The following is a 652-nucleotide window of genomic DNA, read 5'->3' on the forward strand; positions in this document are numbered from 1 at the left end:
CTTGCCAAACACGACAACAGAAGGCGCAGAGCAAGTCGCTCAACGCATTCATCAACAGATTAGACAGCTTGATATGGAGCACGGTAGTTCGGAAGCTTCAGAACATCTCAGTGTGAGTATCGGCTTTGTTTCTTACGTTCCTCAGCATGGTGATGAACCTGAAATGGGCATCGCTATGGCCGATAGTGCGCTATACCAGGCCCAAGCCGATGGCCGTAATCGCACCTGCATCCACCCTAGTTCCTTCTAGCGCTTTGTGACCGCTTGCTCTAAGTTGATAGCAAGCGGTTTAAATCACCGTATTAAACACGTTAAACTGCTTATACCTTGTGTTCTCGTCTGTGATCTCATGGTTCTCGCCAGTTCATCAAGGTGAATGCCTCAAAATCAAACAGACCTAAATTGCGTTAGGCCTTGTACATCTGCCCGTTTTCAATATGTCGGGTTGATTGCTTGCTTGTGCCATGGAGTAGTGAATGAAGCCCATGAAAAATCTCGCCCAGTACTATGTAGACTTACTGGTGAAACTAGGGATTGTCCGTTTTTCAATTTTGTTAGCCCTAGCGCTGGTGGCACTTGCTGTCGTAGTACAAGTTGGTATCACTTTGGCTCTCAAAGGGCGCGTCGATGATATCGATATCGTACGTTCCGT

At 47.1% G+C, this 652-nt stretch carries 2 protein-coding genes; both read left to right on the plus strand.

Translation table 11 applies throughout. The features are described 5' to 3' along the window. Window positions 1–250 (plus strand): GGDEF domain-containing protein (locus R7R24_RS27655; protein WP_318120265.1); only part of this gene is annotated, 250 nt, incomplete at its 5' end. A 226-nt stretch (window positions 251–476) separates the two neighbouring features. Then, the coding region (locus R7R24_RS27660) for a hypothetical protein (RefSeq protein WP_318120266.1) at window positions 477–652 on the plus strand (176 nt) is incomplete at its 3' end.

Source organism: Vibrio sp. 704 (assembly GCF_033339295.1).